This is a genomic window from Mycobacteroides chelonae, assembly GCF_016767715.1.
GTDB classification, from domain to species: domain Bacteria; phylum Actinomycetota; class Actinomycetes; order Mycobacteriales; family Mycobacteriaceae; genus Mycobacterium; species Mycobacterium gwanakae.
Window position 1 is genome coordinate 4,597,649 of record NZ_CP050145.1, and the last position, 21,890, is coordinate 4,619,538.

Sequence of the window (21,890 nt, forward strand, 5' to 3'; positions counted from 1 at the left end):
GGATGCACGACCGGATCAAACAGCGCACCCATTGGGCGGTGACGCACGGGATGGCCCGTGCGTACCTCAAAGTGCTTGCCCGACGCGGTGAACCCGTCGCGCAGCTGGGAATCGACACGGCCCAGGCCGCAAGCATCTACGCAATCATCGACAAGATCCGTGGCCGCGGGAGGATGTCGCAGGCAGGCGATGGCTGGATCACCGCGGATGCGCAGATCGTCCGAACGATCTTCCGCGACAACCGGTTCGTCACGTTCAAACCCGAACACCGGTCGTCCTCACCGATCATTCAGCGCTTGGCGGCGTGGAGCGACCCGCAGCTGCTCAATCCCGCCGAACCGCCGTCCATTCTGATCACCGATCCACCCGACCACGGGCGGCTGCGACGCCTAGTCGCCGCGCCGTTCACCCCACGCGCCATCGAAGCCCTGCGCGGACGCATCCAGGACGTGACGAACGGCCACCTGGACGCGCTGGAACAGCATCCACACCCGGACCTGATCCCCGATTTCACCGCGAAGATCCCCATCGCCGTGATCGGCGAGATGATCGCCGTGCCGCCGCAGGATTACTCACTGCTCTATACCGCGATGAATCGCGCGATCCAGCTGATCGCGACCACCGCCCCGTCATGGCGCCAATATCAAGACGGCACAGCGGCTTTACGGGAAATAGACGAATACCTTGAGAAACACGTCGCCCGTCTGCGCCGTGAAGGCACCGAAAGTGAGCTGGCCACAGGACTTCTCGACAGCGATCTGAGTCACTTCGAGCTCAAGATGTTCTTCGCAGTGTTCCTGGGCGCGGGATTCGTCACCACCACACATCTGATGGGCAAGGCTATCCTCGCGCTGCTTCGCCACCCCGAGCAGCTGGCGGCGCTGCGTGCCGATCCGAGCCTGTGGCCCAACGCCGTCGAGGAGCTCATGCGCTACGACACCTCCAACCAGTGGTCGGCCCGCGTCGCCACCGAAACCGTCGAAATCGAAGGACACACCATCGAGGCCGGCCAGTCGGCGCTGCTACTTCTCGGCGGAGCCAACCGCGACCCTGCCGTGTTCGAGAAACCCGACGTCTTCGACATCACCCGGCCCAACGCGCGCGAAAACATCACGCTGGGCACCGGAATTCACGTGTGTCTGGGCCAGGTGCTGGCACGCGTCGAGCTGCATACCGCGCTGCAATCGCTGTTCGAACGCTTCCCAGGGTTAGCACTGGCCGGTGAGCCGGAGTACTTCGACGGGATGGGTATTCACGGGCTGCGCAGCCTACCCGTGACGCTGGGACGTTAGCCGCAGGCGGCGACGCCCTTGAAAGCCAGCACCCGGCGCACCGAGGCGTTGATCGCGTCGCCGTTCAGTTCGCCTGCGTTGTAGGCCGATTCGAGGCGATCCAGGACTGAGCCAACCTTTTCGGTGCTCACCCAGAGCGCCCAGTCGACACCGGCCTTGATCGACTTGAGCACCGCCTCCTCGATCGGGAAACGGTCGGTGATGGCGGCCATCGAGGACAGGTCATCGGTGAAGATCACTCCGTCGTAGGCAGGCGCCCCGTAGCCGGTTCCCTTGCGCAGCAGGTCGACTGCGGCCGGACTCAGACTGGATGGGTCGTCGCCGGTCAGTCCGGGCACCTGCATGTGGCCGATCATCACGGCGGCACCGCTGGTCACCAGCGAGCGATACGGCACCAAATCGTTGTCCTTCAGCTGCTCCAGCGGCGGGGTTACCACGCCGTTGGTGTGCGAGTCACCCGACGCGTGGCCATGGCCCGGAAAGTGCTTCACCACAGCGCGCACACCACTGGCCTGATATCCCCGCACCGCTGCCTCGGCGTACTCGGCGACCTTCTGCGGGTCGCCGCTGTACGAGCGGTCCCCGATGGCGCCGTCCGGGTCGCCGTCGGTCACGTCGGCATCGGGTGCGAAGTCGATGGTGATGCCGAGGTCCTTCATCTTCTGACCGCGCTCCTGGCTGAGCGCCTGCACCTGTTCGGGAGTCTGCGTGGCGGCCAGTTCCCGCGCGGACGGGGACGGACCGATGAGGTCCTTGAGGCGAGACACCCGCCCGCCCTCCTCATCGACGCTCACCGCTGCCGGGATCGGTCCGGCGGTGACGACGTCGTGCAGGGAGCCGTCAGTCAGCATCTCCTTCTTGGTCCAGCTGCCGACGAAAATGCCGCCAACATGATGGTCACGCACCAGCGCACGGGCGTCGTCGGCGTCCTTGACGCCCACCATGAGCAGCTGCGCCAGCCTGTCACGGGTACTCAGGCAGGCCAGGTCAGCGGCGGGCGCCGCGGTGGCGGGGGCCTTTCCCGAGGACGACGGCGAGGGTTCCTTGGACGGCTCCGAGGTATTGCCGCCGCAGGCGGACAGCGCCACCACAACGAGACCGGTCAGTACTGCCCCTGCACGCATTCTCATGAGGCCATCGTGTCATGCGCCGGTGTCCAGCCGGGCCAGCCGGTCGCCGAGGTACCCACGGAACACCTCATTGTCCGTGGATACCAACGCTTTTCGGTAGGCCTCAGCGGCTTCCCGATTCCGGCCGAGTCGGGTGAGCAGATCGGCGCGCGCGGCGTGCAACGGGTAATACGCGTTGAGCTCCTCCCGCAACGGCTCGATGGCATCCAGTCCAGCCTGTGGGCCGTCGCGCTCACCAACGGCCACCGCGCGATTGAGCGCGACCACGGTAGTGGGGGTGAACGCCGTCAGCTGGTCGTATAGCGCCACGATCTGGCTCCAGTCGGTTTGTGCTGCCGTGGGCGCATCGTCATGCACGGCATTGATGGCGGCCTGGATCTGATACGGCCCGGGGGCGTTGCGTCTCAGGCAACGCCGCACCAGCTGGTGCCCCTCGTCGATCATCTCGCGGTCCCATCGGGTGCGGTCCTGATCGGCGAGCAACACCAGCGCCCCACTGACATCGGTACGGGCGCAACGGCGCGCCTCGGTGAGCAACACCAATGCCAGGAGCCCCAGCACCTCGGGCTCGTCCGGCATGAGATCGGCCAGCACCCGCGCCAGTCTGATCGCCTCGGCGGATAGGTCCGTACGGGTGAGCGTCGCACCCGAGGACGCCGCGTAGCCCTCGTTGTAGACGAGGTAGAGCGCGGCCAGCACCGACGACAACCGGTCCGGTAGATCGTGGTCCCCCGGCACCCGGTACGGGATACCTGCCGACGCGATCTTCTTCTTGGCGCGCGTGATGCGCGCGGCCATGGTCGATTCGGATACCAGATATGCATTGGCGATTTCAGGGGTGGTGAGTCCGCCGAGCAGGCGCAACGTGAGCGCGACCTGCGCCTCCTGAGACAAGGCCGGGTGACAGCACGTGAAGATGAGCCGCAGGCGATCATCCCGCACCGGCCCCACCTCCTGCGGTTCCGGCCGCTCCTCCTGCAGAGCGGTTGCCTCTCTGGATAACTCGTCGCGTCGCTGGTCTCGCCGCAATTTGTCGACGCTGCGGTTGCGGGCCGTGGTGGTGATCCACGCACCCGGATTGGGCGGAATACCGTCTCCTGGCCATTTCGCGATGGCCACCTCGAACGCCTCCTGTACGGCGTCCTCGGCGAGGTCGATGCTGCCAAAGTAGCGAATCAAGGTTGCCACGGTGCGGCCGTACTCCTCGCGGAAGATGCGGCCGATCTCGTCGTGCGCCACAGGTCAATGGTGCCTCTCCGGTGTCGGGTGTCCTACAGACACCACGAACGAGCCGCGCGGAAATCGACAGCGCGCGCCCGTACAGTCGATTTGTGAGAGGCAGTATGCGGCGATATGCGACGTATGCGAGCGTCGCTGGTGCACTTGCGCTCGCAGCATGCACGGATCAGGTTGCAGGCATACCAACCTCAGCAGCCACCGCCACGTATTCCTGCCAGTCACGATCCGTAACGGGGCGGGCCTACATCCAATTCCGCCCAAATGGTCAGCCGTTATCCGTCTCTATCCCCGAACTCCCAGGCTGGCGGTCAGCTCCGACTGCATTGAGGGAAAACCAACTCGCCCTTACGAAAACGATCGGGACAACCCAGAGTTACGTTGCGCTGTCAATTCTGCGGCCGGAGCCGGATCGCGACAAAGCTTCCGCGCAACTGAGCAAGTTGACTAGGTTCGACCCGTCAGTGTCGATCGTTCAAGAAGAAACGGTGAATGTTTGTAGCCTAGAGGCATCACGACTCGCCGGCATTGCCGAAAATCGAGGCCTGCGGTTCGACTATCTGAACCTCGCGTACCCGGCCAACGGAGTCTTCTATCCAATCCAACTCCGCAATCAGATGGGCGCAGGCGATGTTCCTCTATTCGGTACCGATGTTGAGGTGATTTTCCGAAACCTGCAGATCGGACCGTAGAGTCGGCGCATGCACAACGACGTCCGTCGGAACATCCTCCGTATCATGTCTTCTGGTGCGCTCATACTCGCCGGGTGTTCGCAGCCAGAGTCCGGCACACCCACCGCGGAACATCCGACGTCCTATTCATGCCAAGCACAGGCGGTGACGGGCGAGACCTATACGCGGACAAGTACGCCCAAGGAACCGTTCACCGTTTCCATCCCCAAGCTCCCAGGTTGGGAACCGGCCGCGACAGCACGCACAGATAACAAGCTTGCGGTGGTTAGAACGATCGGAATCAGCAGGAGCCTCACCATGCTGATGTCCCTGGACCCTGCCCCTAGCTACGAGCAGGCACAGGAGCAGCTGAATAGCTTCACCAATATCGTCGGGCCGGTAAAGATCACTCACGATGAGACCCTCGAGATCTGCGGCACAAAGGCCACCCGGCTGATCGGCACAGTTGAAGAACGAGGTCAACAGTATGACTACCTCAACGTGACCTATCACTTCGGCGATAACTATTACCCCGTACAGCTGCGCAATCAGATGAAGCTTAGCGACGTACCTTTATTCAGCGCCGACATCGACGTCATGTTCCAGGGTTTCCAGATCAGCCCATAGATGATTTGTGCACTAGCCGTCCCCACGAACATCCGGGGCCCACAACAACAGTTCGGCGCGCGCCGCATTCGCAGCTTGCACGTCAATCGTCGCACCCTCCGAATCGATTCGATAAGGCACAAGCATGTCGATAGCGATTCCCTCGGAATGCTCAAGTTTGATCTTGATGGCATCTCCTGCCACAGGAACCGAGGCAGTCACGTCTAGCACAGCCGCCCGCGCTCGCAGCTGCTGCCTGTCGCTGGGCAGTTCCAGGCCATCAATGATCCCCGACTCATCCTGCGGCATTGCAGCTATCGCCGACCGTCGTACCGATACATCACCAGCCAGTCCAATGACCATCATGAACGGTGCGAAGTCATCGGCATGCGCAAGCTCTACCGCGACGAACTTGATAGCATCGCCAAACAGCTTGTCCACATCGTCTTGTGCTTGCGGCGATGCTGTCGATCTCCATTCCATTGGACATCCTTTGAGCTGTTGGCGGGTTGGGCAGGGAGGGGATTCATGGCAGACCAACGACTGCGTGTGTCGACAACCGCGCTCGAACAAGGGTCACGCGAGCTGCGCCAGCATCATCGCACGATCGAGACGGCTGTTGCCGAAATCCATCGGCGGGCTCAAACACTTCAGGGCGTATGGACTGGCTCGGCTGCAAACGATGCGGCAACGGCATGGGACGATCTTCGCAAGACATTCACATCCCACCTGGACACGCTGTCTGAGCATGCTGAGTTGTTGTTGAAAACCGCGAAGCTGCACTCTGATCAGGAACAGCTGACCACGCAGGCCATCGCCTCAACGGATAGCTAGCGAGGTTGATATGGCTGAACGTTCGTATGACTTAGACGCGATGCAAGAACACATCGACTTCCTGACCAAGCAAATAGAATCGCTCACTGATCAGGCGAAAAATGTCGAGCGTACGGCGGAGGGCGTCCTGTCCCAGTACGAGGGACAAGGCGCAGAAAAGTTCATGGAAGCAAGCGCTGAGTGGCGAACCAAATTCGCACAACACCTTGAATCACTTGGGGCACTGCGCGACAGAATCAAGATCACTCACGGCAACTACCTCGATGCGAGAACGAAGAACCGCGAAATGTTCCCGGGGGCGTAATCATGACAAAGGCCGATCCAGAATGGTTCTACTCCGTCGCCACCAAACTTGCAGAGGCGGCCACATCCTTCGAAGCCCGCTTCACCGCACTTGACCAAAAGCTGAATGTCTCTCGATCCGCGGGCGGCTACGCAACCGGTGGACCACGCTGGAGCTCCAGCTATGACCAGTCCGCGTCCGACGTGTTCGAAGTCGGCTCCCTTGGGGTGATGGCAGCCACGGTCCTCGCAAAGTTAGTACACGAAGCAGGGCTCAACGAGGCCAGAGCAGAGAACGAGTCGAGTCCAACGGGCCCTCAAGAACGTACTCCGCCGCCGCCCTCGGGGAGCAAGATCAACCACGCCATGCACCCCAGCCAGCTGTCCGTCGGCGGAAACAACTCCAAACCAGACCATTGGTCTCTCATTGCCGACTATGTAAAGAAGGAATGGGCTGATTGCGACGAGAGTCGGATTCGTGCGGCGGGGTCTGCCTTCAGTTCCTTCGGCACCGACAGCCAGAAGCAAGCAACCGATCTCTGGAATGCCTGCACGGCGATCTTCACTGATGATCGACAAAAAGGCTATCCAGAGATCAATGAGATGGTCACCGAAATCGCCAACGTATGTGGTGCCCTCAAAGGGGAGGTTGCTTCCGATCTGGGCGTCGCCTGCGAGGCCGTAGGTTCAAAAGCCGCCGAGATGAAGAAATTAGGTCAGCAATCCCTTACGATACTTCATTACATTATCCTGTCTTACGAAGTGGACAAGGTACTGGCGCGGAGACTTCCTTTTGGCGATCGGATACGAAAAGGTATCGATCGACTAATTGAATTCAATAAAAGAGAATACGCCAAAGCCAATGACAAACTCATGGAGTCGATCAACCAAAAAGTAGACCAGGCCGCCGAATCTAACGAGGGCATCAACAATCTTGCGACAACGGACGCCAAATTTCTGTCAAATCTCCTCGACAGAATTCCCAGGCAAACGGACCCCATTCGCAATCGCACGAAAGAAGAAAATGAGGCCGCTGGTGACGAAGGGGAGCGGCGAGCAGGAATCGATCCCAGAGGCCCCAAGAGAGAGGTGCGAGTCATCGTCGACACGGGCTCCGGGCCCGTGGCACGCGAGGTTGTACCTGATCGGATTGATGACGTAAACCGGCAGGTCATAGAGGTTAAGAACACCAACGAGATTAGGCCTGATCGCGTACAGATTCTCGCGGAAGCTGAGTGGGCGCGACAGAACGGCTACACGATGACCCTTGTCGTTGACCATCGCACCGCGATCAATGACCCGAAGATCCAAGAAATGGTGAACAACGGGCAGATTCAAGTCGTCAGGAAGGAACTTGATGATGCATACTTCTAATTACATCGGCATTCCGCAGGGCGACGACTGGATGGACAATATTCCCCCCCAGTATGTTCACGGAGAGCGTGGGTTTGATAAACGCATCATGCACGACCTTGCAGAGGTTGGCGTGCGCGCTTACACGCTAGATGCGCTCGCGAACGGTCCCGCAACGATTCCCGAGGCCATTCCTGTCTTCATAGACTGGCTATCTCATTTGGAAGAACGTATACCCGGGCCGGAACCAGACCATGGTCACCGCTCAATTATCCGTTCCGGTTTAATTCGCAACCTCATCGACCCAGCAGCACGCGGAAATCAGCAGGTAATTGACCTACTCATCAGCCAGGTCCAACATCAGCCACCCCTACCATTGCGGCAGATAGATTGGGCACTCGGTGGCCTCAAACTAGCCTGCGGACCAAAAGATTTCTCAAAGATCGTTGCGCTTATTCCCGACCTGCCTGCGGGTACGCCAATCATTCCGATCATTCAATATCTAGGAAAAGTGAAAACACGCGACTCTCATCAATTGCTAATCAGATATCTCAACGGGCCGGCACGCGAATTCGCAATCAAAGCACTCGTTCAAGCGAAGGCGCCCGGCATTCGCCATCTCATCGAACCTCTTGTCCACGACCCGGATACGCTGGTTCGAAAGGCAGCCCGACGCGCTATGGAACGACTACCCAATGACTGACGAGCCCGATCACCTCAAAGAAATCGCAGAGCGTGTGCGCGCCCAGGTGGCGGAGCTGGAATCGCAGATGAGCAGGATCGACGCGATAGAAGCCGAGGCCGAATCCATGGATCGGATGGTCCGTGTCCGAGTGAACGCAAACGGAATGGTCCTCGGCATCCAGCTTCACCAAGCGACAGCGCGCATGGATCGTGGGCGACTTGGGACGCTGATCGCCGAGACCGCCCAGGCCGCGGCGTATCGGGCCTCTGATGCTGCCCATCAATTTTTCGAGGGCCTTCTCGCGACACGCGCTGAACTTCAACAGGCAGCAGAGGCAATCCATCCTGAGGCCCGTCAGATGTTCAGCAGCCACCTGCCGGCCCCGCACTCTTCCCCATCACCAAGCCATTGCCCTCCCGCAAAGTCGCCTGTCGTTTACCCAACGCAACAACCTCCACAGCGCTACGCAGCGCTCGATGACGAGGACGCCCATTACGAACGCTTCAATCAAAACCCCTTTGGGAGAAGTTGATACAAGCGAACGAGCCGCGCGGAAATCGACAGCGCGCCACAATTGCCCCATGGCCTACGACGAAGACCTGGTAGAGCGCATCCGTGAAGTGATCGCCACAACCAAGGGCGTCACCGAGAAACGGATGTTCGGCGGCCTGGCGTTTCTGGTCGACGGGCACATGACCGTCGCCGCGAAACGCGAAGGCGGCCTATTGGCGCGTTGCGATCCCACGGAGACCGAGGCTCTGGTGACCAAGACTCATGTCAGCCGGATGGTGATGGGTGGGCGCGAGATGGACGGCTGGCTGAGCATCGACGCCGAGGGCGTGCGCACCAAGCGGCAGCTGGAGCCGTGGGTGAAGCGCGCCCTGCTCTACGCCGGCTCGCTACCACCCAAATAGCCCGCAGCGGCCACTATCCGCCGCGCAGCACCATCAGCTTCTGCATATCCGCCAGGCCCTGCTCCTGTGCCTGCCCAAGGAACGTCGGCAATGGGGCCTGCACTTCGGGTAGTACCTCGTTGTCGATGAGGCCTTGCAGCTCGGCCTCCTTACCGCCGCGGCCTGCTTGGTTCTCGATTTCTTGCTGCCCGGAAAGCGTTGAATAATCGTAGAATTCGCGATCCGACGGCCGCGTGCTATCGACCTGCATGCCGCCGGGTTTCCAATACGAGTAGTTGGCCAGCTTGGCTTCCGCGGTGCGGACCGCCACGATGTGGCTGGGCGCCGAGGTGGGAATCTCGCTGGGTGGCGCGATCTCACCCATCAACTTCTGCGTGTGTGGAGATTTCATGAGCGTGGTCATCTCCTCCACCGACATGTCATCGGTGACGTGTGCAATCCACTTGCGTCCCCCCACATTGTTTTTGGCGATATTTGCGATATCGGCGCGGGCAGCCAGGTACGAGAAACGCGGATCGGTACGCCACCCGTTGCCGCCGGACCCGATGGTCAGCAGCAGCGGAGCCAGGTCGACGCTGGAGGTCAGCTGCGTGCGCGTATCCCCCGCCTTCGGGGTGAGCACCCCGTGCGGATCGCGGATGTACAGGGGAACCCGGATCGACTCCTCGTAGGCGGTGGCCCCCTTGCCGCGCAACCCGTGTGAGCCCCCGTATTCGCCGTGATCGGAGGTGAAGACGACCACCGTGTTGCGGTCGACGTCCGGACGCGATGCCAGCTTCTCGAGAGCCCGGCCGATCTGGGCGTCCACCTGCTGTTGCAACCACAGGTACATGTCCAGGCAGCGGGCCCATTGGCGGGCCATGCCCGGACCCGAATAGGACACCGCGCCGGTCATGATCGGCGACATGAAATTGGCGTAGTCGATTTGCAGCTGCGGCTTGCGATGCTGACGCAGCTCATCGGGCGTCTGGAAATTGGCGGGGACGTTATCGAACCAGTGCGGAACATCTTCCGGAAGAGGGTTTCTCGGCCACCAGCAGATGTCGTGCGGATTGACCAGTGACACCGTGGTGCACCAGGGCCCCTTGCCCGCTTCGGCGTCGAACCACCCTGCGAACTGATCGACTATCCCCGGGTCCTTCTGCAACCCCTGGTTGGGAGCCCCATTGGGCGAGGGGAAGGTTCCACCCGAGAAACCGTGTGCGTCAAGACCTTCAGGATTGGTGTCGCTCCAGTCGCCGAGGTGCCACTTACCCCACCACCAGGTGCGGTAACCCTGCTGGCGCAGCATGGTGCCCCAGGTGGGGAACTGTGGAGCCAGGCTCGATTCGCTGGGCCCTTCGCCGGTGAACAGGCAGCCGGTCTGGTGCGAGTACAGCCCCGTCGTCATGGCTCCTCGCGATGGGGTGCACATGTTCGACGCGGTGTAGTGCGATGCGAAAGTAACGCTTTCCCTTTGCAATCGGCTAAGGCTCGGCAGGAGGTTGGTGAGTTTTTGGATATCGGGGAACCACTGCGGGGCCCGCATCTGATCAACGATGATCACCAGGATATTCGGCTTGTTGCCACCCGCCGCCGTCGAATCAGTGCGCCCCGGCTTGCGGAGCAGTTCATATCCCCCGAAACCTACGGCGGCGGCACCCGCCGCGACTGCCCCGGTGGTAAGCACGGTCCTGCGGTTGAGCTCGGCCATGGATCCAACGTAACCGCAATTCCTGGCAATGAACGCTGAAGAACCCGGCCAGTTTTGGGTACGACGCGCTACGGCTGTGCGGGAGCGGCCGGCGCAGACGGCGGCGGGCCCGCCGGAGCCGTAGTCACGGGGGCGCCGGGAACAGCATTCGAGCTATGCGGTGGCGCAAGGGGCGCCGGTGCAGGAGCAGGTGCAGGTGCCGGGACGGGGGCAGCGGGAGGCTGGGTGCCCATGATCTCGATCTCGCTCACCGAGACCAGGCCGTTGAACGCGTCCTGCCGTTGGCCGCTCTTGTTCACGATCGACACCCCGGGTTCGGTGGCCTCGATGACCATGGTCACCGAATCAGTCACCACATTCACCTTGATACTCGCCAGCGCACGACTCACCGGAACCTGCTGCTTGACCGAGCTGCCGTCGCTGAATTCCCAACGCACCCGGGTGATCTTGCGGTTCTGAGCGAAGCGGTCCGATCCGTCGATATCGGTCTTGGCGTATCCAGGGATCAATCCCACCGAGGTGATGAGTGTTGGATGATCGAACTTGGCCGTGATCGACTGCCCGTCTTGTTCCTTCCACTGGCACCGCCACGCGGTGAGTGGGTCGTTGTCGAACGCCTTGGCGGGGTCGTAGACGTATTTCACCCCGTTGCTGTCGGTGCCGTCCTCGGCCTGAACGCAATTAGTGGACACATCCACCGGCTTAACGGCACTCGAGGGCGCCGCAGGTGGCGCCGTGGTGGCGGTCGCCGCGGCACTGCTCGTCACCTTCGGGTCATTCGGCGGCAGCATTCCATGCGTCGGCTGCTGGGCGGATCCGTCCCCACGCACCGCCATGTATCCGACGTAGCCGAGGCCGACGATCACGAGCAGACCAGCAAGCATCGCGAAGGCCATGATGATCCCGCGATGCGATCGCGCATTGGGGTCACGCCAGGGATCGGAGAACTGCACCTGCGCGGCCAGCGCGGGCGGGCACGCGGGCAACTGCGCCAGGGCCTCACGCAGATCGGGGCGTGTGTGCCACAGCCGCAGCAGTTGATCCTGAGGTAGCGCCGGGTTGTGCGCGGCGGCGAACTCCGCGTCGTAGTCCGGCGCCGGTCCGTAGTTGTATGGACCGGTCATGGGCGGCCATTATTCCGCACGAAGCGCCGTCGGGGACCACAGGTAGCCACCCGCCATGCCGGTCTCTTCACGGTTCTCCATGTTCCGTACTCGCCCCCACCAAGTATCCGCAGGCCCGCCGGAGAATCGCGACCATCTTCGGACGTGCTAGTTTGGCCGCTGGTATCTGCATGACCCAGAGGAGCTCCGATGACCAGATTTGTGGTGCCAGCCGCCGCGAGCGTGCTGATCGGTCTGCTGCTGGGCGCTGCGGCCGTCTTCGGCCTGACGCTGTCGGTTGAACAGGACAAGAAGCCCGTTGTGACCGGTATCGATCCGTCGACGGCAATCCTCAACCGTCCCGATTACGGCAACCGGAGCTGACATCGCGCGGCTCCCGGCAGCGCCGCGCCGCATTTCCTGAACCGTGACGCACCGCCTTGACTCTTCCCCGCTGAGCCGGCGGTGGCTCGCCGTCGCATCGGTACTCGCCCTACTGCTGACCTTCGCCCAATCACCCGGACAGATATCACCGGATACCAAGCTGGATCTGGCGATCAATCCGCTGCGGTTCGCCGCGCGGGCCCTGAACCTGTGGAGCAGCGATCTGCCGTTCGGGCAGGCACAGAACCAGGCCTACGGATACCTCTTCCCCCACGGCGCTTTCTTCTCGATGGGACACCTGCTCGGGGTGCCGGCCTGGGTGACGCAACGGCTGTGGTGGGCGCTGCTCATCGTGGCCGGGTTCTGGGGTGTCATCCGGGTCGCCGAAGCGCTGGGTATCGGTACCCGAGGCTCCCGGCTCATCGCGGCGACCGCCTTTGCCCTGTCCCCTCGGGTACTGACGACCCTGGGCGCCATCTCGTCGGAAACGCTGCCCATGATGCTGGCCCCGTGGGTGCTGTTGCCGGTCATCCTGGTCTTCCAGGGCCGGATGCCTCCACGCCGGGCCGCGGCATTGTCGGCAGTCGCGGTCGCATTGATGGGTGCGGTCAACGCCGTCGCCACCGCCCTGGCCTGCGGGGTGGCCTTCATCTGGTGGCTGGCCCACAGGCCGAACCGCACGTGGTGGCGATTCACGGCATGGTGGATTCCCTGCCTGGCGCTGGCCACCACGTGGTGGATCGCTGCCCTGCTCATCTTCGGCAAGATCAGCCCGCGGTTCCTGGACTTCATCGAATCCTCCGGTGTCACCACGCAGTGGACCTCGCTCACCGAGGTGCTGCGCGGAACCGACAGCTGGACCCCGTTCGTGGCCCCGACCGCGACGGCGGGGTCCTCACTGGTCACCCAGTCGGCCATGGTCATAGCCACCGCGATGATCGCCGCCGCCGGCATGGCGGGGTTGGCCATGCGGGGTATGCCAGCTCGCGGACGGCTGGTCGCGATACTTCTGGTGGGCCTGGTGCTGCTGACGGCCGGATACACCGGAGCACTCGGATCGCCTGTGGGCCAGCAGATCCAATTCTTCTTGGACGACAGCGGCACGCCGCTGCGCAATGTGCACAAGCTCGAGCCGCTGATTCGTCTACCACTGATCCTTGGCCTGGCGCACGCGTTATCGCGGATACCGCTACCCGCGAGCGTGCCCGTACGGGAGTGGCTCGCCGCGCTGGCACGCCCGGAGCGCAATCGGGCCGTTGCGTTGGGGATCGCCGTGTTCGTGGCACTCGCCGCGAGCACTTCGCTTGCCTGGACGGGCCGGCTGGTGCCCCGCGGCGGCTTCGATGCCATCCCCGGCTACTGGCAGGACACGGCGCACTGGCTGGCGGATCATGATGACGGCGGGCGGGCACTCGTGGTGCCGGGAGCCCCGTTCGCAATCCAGACCTGGGGCCTCACCCGCGACGAACCCCTGCAGGCTCTGGGCCAGACCCCTTGGGGTGTACGCGATTCCATCCCGTTGACACCACCGGAAACTATTCGCGCCATCGACTCCGTGCAGCAGCTGTTCGCCGCCGGCCGGCCCTCGGATGGGCTGGCCGACACGTTGGAGCAGCAGGGCATCTCGCACCTGGTGGTGCGCAACGACCTCGATCCCGATACGTCCCGTTCCGCCCGCCCGATCCTGGTGCACCACACCATTGAAGGATCCCCCGGACTGACCAAGGTCGCCCAGTTCGGGGACCCTGTCGGGGCCGGGACGGTGGAGGGCTTTGTCGCCGACAGTGATCTACGCCCAAAGTATCCGGCGGTCGAGATCTATGCGGTGGGTCGGCAAAAAGCCTACGGAGAACCGTATTTCACGGGCATCGACAGCATGCCCCGGGTAGCGGGCGGACCCGAGGCACTGCTGCGTCTGGGCGAGCGGCGCCGCCAGCTGAACCAGCCACCGCTGGGCCCGTCCCTGTTGGCCACCGACGCCGCGCAGGCGGGTTTGCGTCCCGGGCCCGCGATGGTCACCGACACTCCGCTGGCTCGCGAGACCGACTACGGGCGTGTGGACGACCATTCCTCGGCCATCCGCGCACCCGGGGACAAACGCCGCACCTTCAACCGGGTGCCCGACTACCCCGCCACCGGGGTTCCCCTCGTCAACGGAAGCTGGACCGGCGGAACCATCACCGCGTCCAGTTCCGCCTCGGATTCCACGGCGCTGCCCAATGTGGCACCCGGCACCAGCACTGCGGCCGTCATCGACCGCGACAACGCGACGAGCTGGGTCAGCAGCTCACTGGAAGCCGCTCTTGGACAATGGATCCGAGTAGATCTGGATCGGCCGATCACCAACGCGATCCTGACCGTCACACCGAGCGCCACCGCATTGGGAGCGCAGGTGCGGCGGCTGGAGGTCGAGACCGACAACGGGACCACATCGGTGCGGTTCGATGAGCCGGGTAAACCCCTGGACATCGCGCTGCGGCCGGGGGAAACCAACTGGATCAAGGTGACGGCCACCGGTACCGAAGACGGCACCTCGGGTGTGCAGTTCGGGATCACCGAGCTGTCCCTCACTCAATACGATGCCGCCGGATACGCCCATTCCGTCGATTTACGCCACAGCGCAATCATTCCCGCGCCGCCCGCGGGAGCCGCGGTGCTTGGCTGGGACCTGGGATCACCGCTGGAGGGGCGGCCCGGCTGCATGCCGTCACCGGAAAGACTGCGCTGCGCGGGGACGCTCTCGCTCTCTCCCGAGGAGCCGGGCACCTTCATCCGGACACTGACTGTGCCCCAGCCTGTTTCGCTTACGCCTTCGCTCTGGGTACGGGCCCGCTCCGGGCCGCAGCTGCGCGATTTGATCACGCAGCCCGGAACCACCACGGCCTCCGGCAGTGCCGACCTGATTGACCTGCGGGGCTCGTCCTATGCGGCCACCGACGGCGATCCGGGCACCGCCTGGACGGCACCACAGAACTCGGTACTTCGCGAGCACCTCCCCTCTCTGGTGATCAAACTTCCCAAACCCGTCGCCGTCGGTGGTATTCGATTGCGCCCCAGTAGCACCGAGGTCCCCGCACACCCCAAGCAGGTAGCGATCGATCTCGGGGATGGTCCGCAGGTGCGTTCCGTCGATCCCAAGGCCGACACCTCCACGCTGTCTCTGCATCCGCGCGTCACCGACACCATCACCGTCACGGTGATGAACTGGACCGACATCATCGACCGGACCGCGCTCGGAACCGATCAGAACAAGCCACCCGGTATTGCCGAGCTCGTCGCACTGGACACCAGCGGCCGGCCGGTCGCACCGGCCGACGCAAACACCAACGACAACCGTGTGATCAAAATCGGATGCGCTGATGGGCCGGTGCTGGCTCTTGCCGGGCGCTTCATCCCCATGTCCATCACCACCACAGTGCGGAAACTATTGGACGGCAGTGCCATCCAGGCCACACCGTGCGATACGACACCCATCGAAACGGGCGCGGGGCCTCAGGACGTCACCGTCAACCCACGCCAGCAGTTCATCGTCGACGGTGTCCAGCTCACCGCACCGGGCACAACACCGTCCGCCGCCACCGTGACAGCGGCAGTCAAGGGCAGATGGGACGCGGCACAACGCGAGGTCTCCGCGGATCCGGCCCCGCAGGACCGGGTGCTCGTGGTCCCCGAAAGCATCAACCCCGGGTGGACTGCCCGCGACGGGCAAGGACACGCGCTCAAGCCGATACGGGTGAACGGGTGGCAGCAGGGCTGGATGCTTCCGGCCGGCGTCGGCGGCACCATCACGCTGACCTTCGGCCTCGACACCTGGTACCGAACGGGACTCTTCGGCGGACTGGCGCTGCTTCCCGTCCTTGCGCTGCTTGCCCTCATCCCGGTGCGGCGAAGAACCACACTGCCCCAGGTGATCCCCTGGGGCTCCGGCCCGGTCACCGGTGTCGCGGTGCTGGCCGCCCTCACCGCCATCAGTGGCATCACCGGAGCCGTGGTGGGCCTGGCCGCACTGGCGTTCAAGGTAGGAACACGCTGGCCGCTCCGCGCGCTCACGGCAGCAGGCGCATATATATCGGGCGGCTCGCTTCTGCTGGCCGGGGCGGCTCTCTCACGACATCCGTGGCGATCGGTGGGCGGCTACACCGGCCACTCGTGGTGGATTCAGTTATTGGCGCTGATCTCGGTGGCCACCGTGGCCTTCGCCGCGGTGCGGCTCCCTGCCCGAAAACCAGCGCGCCGGTTCTGGAAGCGTCGTAATGCTTCACGTGACGGTGATTCCACCAGCGCGTAACTGACGGCGGCCATCGCGAAGCCAAAGATCAACGTCAGAATCAGCACCAGTGGGAAGTGACCGCTGAACGGAAAACGACCGATCACGGTGAAAACCATGTTCAGCGCCGCCAGATGCCAGATGAACAGGCCATAGGACCACCGCCCGAGTGTCACCATCAGGGGGCTGCCCAGTACCCGGTGCGGCGTGCCCGGGGTGTCCAGTGTCAACGGCAGCAGCAGCGCCCAGGCCAGCGTCGCCCCCATCGCGATCTTGACGGCGTACTGATGCGGTGGTGCCTGCGTCAGGCCCTCCGGGCCGGCCAAGGGGGACGCGGCCACCGCGAACGCGACGAGGGCCACCAGGGCAAGCAGCACCCGTTGGCGCGCCAGGCGCAGCGTCCAGCCGGGTGGGGCGGCGCTCCACTCCGCCAGCAGCATGCCCGCCACGAACCATGAGAAGAAGGCCGGTGGCCATGTCAACGGATTGATGCCGACACCGGTGTGAAAGGGGATGAACGCCCACCCGAAACTGGCGGCTCCGGCCATCACCAGTACCGGTGCACGCCAGCGCAGCGGTACCCGCCGCATGATGAGCGCGATGGCGGGCAGCGCGATGTAGAACGCGACCTCCACGGCCAGGCTCCACATCTGTGTCAGACCCGCCGTGAGTGTTAGCGGAACGTACAGCTGTGTGAGCGTCAGATTGGCGGCCCAGACCACCCAGTTGGCCCCCGCAGCGTCCGGCAGCAGCAACAGGATGACGAAGACGGCGGCCAGGTAGGCCGGGACGATACGGACGAACCGCGACGCGAAGTACCGCCCGGTCGACTGTGGTGCGGGCCCATCGTGTGCCGCCAGCGCGTGTGGCCGCCACAGCAGAAATCCCGATAGCGCGAAGAAGACTGCCACTGCCAGGTCAAAGCGGCCCAGAATGCGTCCGTCGACGCCGCCATTGTGGCCGGTTTGAAATGCGGTGTGTGTGACGACGACCCCCATCGCGGCACAGGCGCGCATGCCCTCCAATGCCGGGACGAAGCCCCGGGCATGGACGGCCGGAGCCGATACGTGCGCTGCTTTCACTCCGCCGAGGGTACGGTTCTAAGTCGATCCGGCGGCGTTTGACCAGAACGAGACCGGTGAATCCGTAACATCGCCGAATGACCACCTGATGGCAGCGGCTGTTAGGGTCAGACAGATTTGCCCTGGGCATGCAGTGTCATCCGGCCACCGCCGGGACCAGGGTTACCGCACGTTAAGGAGGGTTCGGCGACTGTGAACCGCGGGGTCATGATGCGTATCGCAGCGTGCGGACTGCTGGGGCTCGGCTCGGCTCTTATCATCGCCGCGCTGTTGCTCAGCACGTACACCAGCAACCGGCTTGCGAAGATTCCGCTCGACTGGGACGCCACTTTGGTGAGTGAGGGCAAGGGCCGCGCCCTGGACCCGGCGTCGCTGTCCGGACAGAAGTTCATCGCCGACCCAGACAAGCCGCTAGTACTGCAGGAGCAGATCAGCACGGTCAGCCCCGCCGATGCCACCAAGGTCGGCCTGCAGGCGGGCATCACCCTGCGACGGACCGACAAGCAGGGCGACGCCGGATTGATTCTGGCCACCGTCGACACCGTCACCGTCGATCGTCACTCCGCCGAGGCCATCTCCAGCGATGACAACCCCGGCGGCAGCGTGCAGAAGCCGCGCGCCATCGAGGACGAGACGCCCCCGACGACGATCGCTCTCAAGCACGAAGGGTTGAGCTACCGGTTCCCCTTCGACACCGAGAAGAAGACCTACCAGTACTTCGACGTGGTCGCCCAGCGCGCCTTCGATGCCAACTACACCGGCGAAGAAGATGTCAACGGGCTCACCGCCTACCACTTCACCCAGAATGTCGGCTACGACGCCAACGGCAAGCTGGTGGAGCCCGTCTCTTACCCCTCGCTGTACGACAAGGACGAGGACTCGAAGGTGACGGCGCGCGCCGTGCAGTGGGGTGTGGAGGCCGAGCGCGAGGACGAAGAGATCACCATGACCCGTTACTACGCGGCACAGCGCGAGTTCTGGGTCGACCCGGTCAGCGGCATCATCGTCAAGAGCAAAGAGCATGCGCTGCACTACTACTCGCGTGACGCGCTCAAGCCCGAGGTTCCGATGGTCGACTACACCGTGCAGTCGAACGACGAAACCGTCGAGAAGCAGGTGAAGGCGGCCCGCGATACCCGCGACAGCCTTTCCATCTGGTCGAACATCCTGCCCATCACGTTTGCGGCCCTGGGTGTCGTGGCCCTCGTCGGCGGCGGCCTGCTGGGCTCGTTCAGCCTGCGGGCCGAGTCCGCACTGATCGATCCCGGTCTGGACACGGTGGATCACGGCTTCTTCGGCCGCCGGAGCCCGGAGAAACCCTCCGCCAGCGAGGCCGATACCGACAAGTTCCCGTCGCCTCGAAACCACCTCTAGCCAGGACGTCTTGCGCCGCACAGGCCTTATTGCGCCGCTGTACGCATTTGGCTTGGCGGCGGCGATTATCGCGCCACTTGCCGCGCCCGGCTATCTGCTGATCCGCGACGCCGTCTCGACCCCGCGCTCGTACCTGACCGACGCAGCCCTGGGGGTCGGTGAAGCAGCTCCGCGCGCCGTCCCGCAGGACTTCTTCATCGCCCTCGTGACAACGCTTGTCGACGGCGGAATTCTCGTCAAGATGCTTCTCGCAGTGGGTTTATGGCTTGCCGGCTGGGGGGCGGCGCGCCTGGTCGGCCACCTGGTTCCCACTGCTGGGAGTCCCGGCGAGCTGGTAGCGGTCACCATCGCAATCTGGAATCCCTATGTGGCCGAACGACTTCTGCAAGGACACTGGAGCCTGCTGGTCGGCTATGGGTGCCTGCCGTGGGTTGCGCTGACGGCAATCCGGCTGCGAACGGCATCCGGTATCGACACCTGGTGCACGCTGGCATTCTGGATCGCCTTGGCCGGATTGACGCCCACCGGAACGGTGCTCGCGCTGATCGTCGGGCTTGCGGCGGTGCCGGGCCTACGGTCACGGCTAGGCGTATTGACGATCTCGCTACTGGCCGCGATGCCGTGGCTGGTGGCCTCGGGGCTGGGAACCGCCATACCTGCCGGGGACGAGGCGGGGGTCCATGCCTTCGCGGCGCGCGCCGAGCCCGGGTTGGGCACGCTCGGAAGCCTGGCCTCACTGGGCGGTATGTGGAACGCGTCCGCGGTGCCTGCCTCACGCACGACACTGTTCGCGTTGGCCTTCTCGGCGGTGCTCCTGGCCGTGGTGGCCGTGGGCGCAGTGGTGCTGTGGCGCGCCCGGGCAGCGCTCGGGTTGCTCGGCATAGCCGTTGCGGCCGTGGTCATTCCGGCACTACTGGCAACGGGCCCGGGGTTGACGCTGACCACCTGGCTCATCACCGAAGTACCGGGGCTGGGCATTCTGCGTGACGGCCAGAAATGGGTGGCATTGGCGGTGCCGGGGTACGCGGTGGCCGGCGCAGCGGCCGTCACCGTGCTGCGTGAACGTTCCTCACAACTTGTGGCTTCCGGGCTAGCTTGCGCAGCACTGATATTCACACTTCCCGACCTGGCGTGGGGGGTGGGTGGCCGCGTCGAATCGGTGACCTATCCGGCCGGATGGGCTGCCGTCGCGGCCAGCATCAACGCCGAACCGCATCCGGTGGCGGTGCTGCCCGCGGAAACCGTGCGGCAGTTCCCCTGGAGCCCCTCATCGATCCCGGTACTGGATCCATTCCCGCGCTGGATCCGCGGTGACACGGTGAGCAGTGGGGATCTACGCGTCGATGGGCGCGACGTACGCGGGGACGGCACCCGGGGACGCCATGTCGCCGAGCTGCTACGCACGGGAGCCGCACCGCGCGAGCTCGCGGCGGAGGGCATCGGCTGGGTGGTAGTGCAGTCGAAAACCCCTGGTGAACAAGGGGTTTCGTTAGCAACACTGATGCAGCTCGAGCCCGTCTACCGCGATGGCGACATCGCGCTTTATCGCGTACCCGGGCCGTGGGCACCCATCGGAGCTTCGCCGGGCCGGCGCGTCACCGTTATCGCGGCGCACCTGATGTGGATAGCGCTCCTGGCGGCAGGCTGCGCCCCCGCGATCAGTTGGCTGCGTGGGCGACGGCACGCGCCGTGATCAAGCGGGGATTTCGACCTGCGGAGTCACTATCGGCTCGTCACCGATGATCCCCGAGACCGGCACGCCGAGAATCGCCGCCTTGAGCACCGTCCACACACCGGATGCGCTGCGCTGCCACGACAGATCGGCGCAGCGAGCTCGCGCTGCCTCGCCCATTCGGTAGCGAAGCTTGTTATCCGCCAACAGAGTGGCGGTATGCCGGACAAACTCATCCTGATCGCGCGCCAGCAGGCCGGTGATGCCGTCGGTAACCGAATCGGTGAGCCCACCGGAGGAGCGGTAGCCGATCGTCGGCACGCCGTGCTGCGCGGCCTCGGTGACCGCCAGGCCCCAGCCCTCCTTGCGTGACGGCATCAGGTGCACCCAGGCGCGTTGCAGTACCCGATGCTTGGCCGCCTCGCCGAGGTAGCCGTGGAATGTCACCGACTCGGAAATCCCTAGCCGGGCGGCATGTTCCACCAACGGATCCATCCACCAGCCATCCCCGACGACATCGAGGTGCACATCGGACACGTGATCGCGCAGCAGCGCAAGTGTGGTCAGCGCATGCTCGATCTGCTTATGCGGCACCAGACGCGAGAGCACCACGACCCGTGGCGTTTCACTGCGGACGCCGTCCAGCGCGCCGATTGCCGGCAAGCCCGGAATCTCATCGATACCGTTGCGTACCACCGCAATCCGCCCAGGCGCTACACCCAGCGACACCAGGTCCGATGCGGACGGTTGCGAGACCGTCAAGTATTGGTTGCGCCGATGCATCCGCGGAGACAACCGCGATTCCAGCCACCAGCCCAGCCTGCCGATGAGCTGCCCGGCGACGGGCCACTGCTCACGGTGGCAATGATGCACGAGTACCACAACGGGTGCACTGACCACAGTGCTTGCGAAAAAGGGGATGCCATTCTGGGTGTCGATGACGACATCGGGCCTCACATCGCGCAATGCCCCCAGGCCTATGCGGCTGGCCAGCAGCGACAGCAGTGCGCGCGGATATACGGTGAAGCGCCCGCCACCGCGCGAGATGTGCACTCCGTTGGCCACCTCGCGACGGGGGGCGCCCGGGTAGGCGGCGCATCGCAGCGTCACCTTCACGCCGGATGCAGCCAGTTCGGCACCGATGCGCTGTAGGTAGGTTTCGCTGCCGCCACCCTGCGGATGGCCGGTATCGCGCCAACACAACATGAGGACCTCCCGCGGGAGGCCCTGCTGATCTGACACTTCGCTGAACACCGCTATGCACCCTAGGCCGTTAGGGTGGGCCTCCAGAAATTCCGTCTCCCTTAATAAG

The 21,890-nt window shown here is 63.9% G+C and carries 19 protein-coding genes and 1 pseudogene; 13 read left to right on the plus strand and 7 right to left on the minus strand.

Translation table 11 applies throughout. From position 1 onward, the window contains the following. The first annotated feature begins 2 nt into the window (after positions 1–2). Entirely contained in the window at positions 3–1,292 is a 1,290-nt protein-coding gene (locus tag HBA99_RS22610; RefSeq protein ID WP_070951913.1) for a cytochrome P450, read from the plus strand. On the opposite strand, the gene HBA99_RS22615 is transcribed toward HBA99_RS22610, so the two are convergent. Beyond that, on the minus strand, positions 1,289–2,416 hold the full coding sequence (locus HBA99_RS22615; protein ID WP_064409864.1) for a glycoside hydrolase family 3 N-terminal domain-containing protein: 1,128 nt from the start codon (positions 2,414–2,416) through the stop codon (positions 1,289–1,291). The genes HBA99_RS22610 and HBA99_RS22615 overlap by 4 nt on opposite strands. 18 nt (positions 2,417–2,434) lie before the next feature. Then, positions 2,435–3,661 carry an RNA polymerase sigma factor gene (locus HBA99_RS22620; protein ID WP_070951912.1) on the minus strand — a complete coding sequence of 409 codons (1,227 nt, stop codon included), beginning with the start codon at positions 3,659–3,661 and terminating at the stop codon, positions 2,435–2,437. Positions 3,662–4,122: 461 nt separating this feature from the next. On the opposite strand from HBA99_RS22620, the gene HBA99_RS22625 reads away from it, so the two are divergent. Further along, positions 4,123–4,350 carry a hypothetical protein gene (locus HBA99_RS22625; RefSeq protein WP_234798071.1) on the plus strand — a complete coding sequence of 76 codons (228 nt, stop codon included), beginning with the start codon at positions 4,123–4,125 and terminating at the stop codon, positions 4,348–4,350. Between the two features lie 9 nt (positions 4,351–4,359). After that, entirely contained in the window at positions 4,360–4,956 is a 597-nt protein-coding gene (locus tag HBA99_RS24895; protein ID WP_234798070.1) for a hypothetical protein, read from the plus strand. Between the two features lie 12 nt (positions 4,957–4,968). On the opposite strand, the gene HBA99_RS22635 is transcribed toward HBA99_RS24895, so the two are convergent. Beyond that, positions 4,969–5,418 carry a hypothetical protein gene (locus tag HBA99_RS22635; RefSeq protein ID WP_070951911.1) on the minus strand — a complete coding sequence of 150 codons (450 nt, stop codon included), beginning with the start codon at positions 5,416–5,418 and terminating at the stop codon, positions 4,969–4,971. 45 nt (positions 5,419–5,463) lie between these two features. Here HBA99_RS22635 and HBA99_RS22640 point away from each other — a divergent pair, with 45 nt between their 5' ends. Genes HBA99_RS22640 through HBA99_RS22665 form a run of 6 tightly spaced genes read left to right on the plus strand, consistent with a single transcriptional unit; the run spans position 5,464 to position 9,003 of the window. Further along, positions 5,464–5,769 (plus strand): WXG100 family type VII secretion target, encoded by a 306-nt coding sequence (locus tag HBA99_RS22640; protein WP_070951910.1) that lies wholly within the window; start codon positions 5,464–5,466, stop codon positions 5,767–5,769. 10 nt (positions 5,770–5,779) lie between these two features. Further along, on the plus strand, positions 5,780–6,073 hold the full coding sequence (locus HBA99_RS22645; RefSeq protein WP_046255111.1) for a WXG100 family type VII secretion target: 294 nt from the start codon (positions 5,780–5,782) through the stop codon (positions 6,071–6,073). 2 nt (positions 6,074–6,075) lie between these two features. Then, on the plus strand, positions 6,076–7,425 hold the full coding sequence (locus tag HBA99_RS22650) for a putative toxin (protein WP_070951909.1): 1,350 nt from the start codon (positions 6,076–6,078) through the stop codon (positions 7,423–7,425). A gap of 31 nt (positions 7,426–7,456) precedes the next feature. Continuing rightward, positions 7,457–8,107, plus strand: coding sequence for a HEAT repeat domain-containing protein (locus HBA99_RS22655; RefSeq protein ID WP_081347736.1), 651 nt, complete (start codon positions 7,457–7,459; stop codon positions 8,105–8,107). Then, positions 8,100–8,621 (plus strand): YbaB/EbfC family nucleoid-associated protein, encoded by a 522-nt coding sequence (locus HBA99_RS22660; protein WP_070951908.1) that lies wholly within the window; start codon positions 8,100–8,102, stop codon positions 8,619–8,621. Before HBA99_RS22655 ends, HBA99_RS22660 begins: the two co-directional genes overlap by 8 nt. A 49-nt stretch (positions 8,622–8,670) precedes the next feature. Further along, positions 8,671–9,003, plus strand: a complete 333-nt coding sequence (locus tag HBA99_RS22665) for a TfoX/Sxy family protein (protein WP_064409866.1) — start codon at positions 8,671–8,673, stop codon at positions 9,001–9,003. 13 nt (positions 9,004–9,016) lie between these two features. Here the strand turns inward: HBA99_RS22665 and HBA99_RS22670 are convergent, their stop codons facing one another. Together HBA99_RS22670 and HBA99_RS22675 are read right to left on the minus strand one after the other, a co-directional pair. Beyond that, a complete protein-coding gene (locus HBA99_RS22670; protein ID WP_070951907.1) occupies positions 9,017–10,696 on the minus strand; it encodes a sulfatase-like hydrolase/transferase in 1,680 nt (559 codons plus the stop codon). A gap of 68 nt (positions 10,697–10,764) precedes the next feature. Next, the gene (locus HBA99_RS22675) at positions 10,765–11,820 is read right to left on the minus strand and encodes an NADase-type glycan-binding domain-containing protein (protein WP_070951906.1); all 1,056 of its coding nucleotides are present in this window, start codon (positions 11,818–11,820) and stop codon (positions 10,765–10,767) included. Positions 11,821–12,009: 189 nt separating this feature from the next. Here HBA99_RS22675 and HBA99_RS22680 point away from each other — a divergent pair, with 189 nt between their 5' ends. Together HBA99_RS22680 and HBA99_RS25150 are read left to right on the plus strand one after the other, a co-directional pair. After that, a complete protein-coding gene (locus HBA99_RS22680; RefSeq protein ID WP_005063958.1) occupies positions 12,010–12,183 on the plus strand; it encodes a DUF2613 domain-containing protein in 174 nt (57 codons plus the stop codon). A 43-nt stretch (positions 12,184–12,226) separates the two neighbouring features. Next, positions 12,227–15,487, plus strand: a pseudogene (locus HBA99_RS25150) (alpha-(1->3)-arabinofuranosyltransferase domain-containing protein); the annotation flags it as partial. Between the two features lie 854 nt (positions 15,488–16,341). Here the strand turns inward: HBA99_RS25150 and HBA99_RS22690 are convergent. Further along, a complete protein-coding gene (locus HBA99_RS22690) occupies positions 16,342–17,532 on the minus strand; it encodes an acyltransferase family protein (RefSeq protein ID WP_337251451.1) in 1,191 nt (396 codons plus the stop codon). Between the two features lie 192 nt (positions 17,533–17,724). Here HBA99_RS22690 and pgfA point away from each other — a divergent pair, with 192 nt between their 5' ends. Continuing rightward, on the plus strand, positions 17,725–18,906 hold the full coding sequence (pgfA, locus tag HBA99_RS22695; RefSeq protein ID WP_070951904.1) for a cell envelope lipid trafficking protein PgfA: 1,182 nt from the start codon (positions 17,725–17,727) through the stop codon (positions 18,904–18,906). Positions 18,907–18,916: 10 nt separating this feature from the next. After that, positions 18,917–20,599 carry an MmpA family trehalose lipid delivery protein gene (locus HBA99_RS22700; protein WP_109494229.1) on the plus strand — a complete coding sequence of 561 codons (1,683 nt, stop codon included), beginning with the start codon at positions 18,917–18,919 and terminating at the stop codon, positions 20,597–20,599. On the opposite strand, the gene HBA99_RS22705 is transcribed toward HBA99_RS22700, so the two are convergent. Then, on the minus strand, positions 20,600–21,832 hold the full coding sequence (locus HBA99_RS22705; protein ID WP_109494227.1) for a glycosyltransferase family 4 protein: 1,233 nt from the start codon (positions 21,830–21,832) through the stop codon (positions 20,600–20,602). It lies immediately after the preceding gene. Positions 21,833–21,890: the final 58 nt, after the last annotated feature.